The sequence below is a fragment of the Saccharopolyspora sp. NPDC045941 genome (assembly GCF_056431445.1).
The window spans coordinates 1-1,397 of record NZ_JBWKKU010000165.1 but is presented as its reverse complement, the minus strand read 5'-3'; the positions used below and the strand labels follow the sequence as shown (position 1 = coordinate 1,397).

The window sequence follows — 1,397 nt, the reverse complement described above, 5'->3', positions numbered from 1 at the left end:
GGCCCTGTCATTGTTTCCGTGTAAGCCACGGATGAATTGACTCGATCATTTTAGCTGAGTGGGATGCGTCCTGGGAAGAGGACGACGAGGGTGTTGAGTGCTTGTTTCCAGCCCCATGTTCCGGTTCCGGATGGCCCGCCGCGGTGGCTAGTGATGTTGCGTAGTCCAAGGTAGAGGAGTTTCATCGCGGCGGTGTCGCTGTCGAAGTGGCCGCGGTTTTTTGTGAGTTTCCGGAGTTGGAAGTTGATGTTCTCGATGAGGTTCGTCGTGTACACCACCCGGCGCAGCTCGGGCGGATAGTCGAGAAATGGGGTGAAGTCGTTCCAGGCGTGTCGCCACACCTCGACGGCGGCCGGGTATTGGGTGCCGAATTGCTTGTCGAAGTCCTTGAACGCGATCTCAGCGGCCTCCAGGGTGGGTGCGGTGTAGATCGCGCGCATGCCGGCCGCGACTTTCCTGCGGTCGCCGTAGGAGACGAATCGCATCGCGTTTCGGATCACGTGGACGACACAGGTTTGCACGACGGTGTCGGGAAACACGGCGCGGATCGCGTCGGGTAGTCCGGTAAGCCCATCGCAGCAGGCGATCAGGATGTCCCGCAGTCCGCGGTTGCGCAGGTCGGTGAGGACTTTGTGCCAGAACTTCGCCGCTTCGACGTCCTGGATCCAGCAGCCCAGGGCGTGCTTGCGGCCGTCGACATCGACACCCAGGGCCAGGTAGGCGGTCTTGGTGGTGACGACACCCTTGTCCTTGACCTTGATGCGGATTCCGTCGACGTACACGATCGGATAGACCTCGTCGACGGGACGGTTTTGCCATAGCGTGATTTCATCGGTGACCACATCGGTGATGTTCGAGATCAATTCACGGGAGGCGTCGATCCCGTAGATCTCTTTCAGGTGCGCCTCGATATCACGAGTGGTCATGCCCCGCGAGTACAGCGACAGGATCGCCTCGTCGATACTGCCGAGCCGGCGGGAGCGTTTCGGTACGATCGCCGGCTCGAACGCCCCATTTCGGTCCCGTGGAACATCCAGCTCGACCGGGCCGTGCACAGTGGACACTGTTTTTGCTGATCGGCCATTCCGCGAATTCCCGGTTCCCGCCCCGGCGGGGTCGCCTTTCTCGTAGCCGAGGTGGTGGGTCATCTCTGTTTCCAGCGCCCGTTCCAGTACCGCCTTGGTCATCTGGTTGAGCAGTTCCTGAACGCCCAGCGAACCGCCATTCGCCTGGGCGTCTTTCACCAGTGCGTCCAGCGTTTCCGGCGACAGTGCGCCGGCGAGGATCTCGCCCGCGCTCGACTCGGACTCCGAATTCGATGTGTCCTGCGTCACGAATGAACCCTTTCTGGGAGGACGGCGCCCTCCCGATCTTGGCTCATCCGCGGCTTACACGGT

General features: G+C 61.3%; 1 protein-coding gene. It reads right to left on the bottom strand.

The genetic code is table 11. From position 1 onward, the window contains the following. Window positions 1-50: 50 nt before the first annotated feature. Entirely contained in the window at window positions 51-1,334 is a 1,284-nt protein-coding gene (locus AC07FN_RS45890; RefSeq protein ID WP_478401383.1) for an IS256 family transposase, read from the bottom strand. Between the last annotated feature and the right edge of the window lie 63 nt (window positions 1,335-1,397).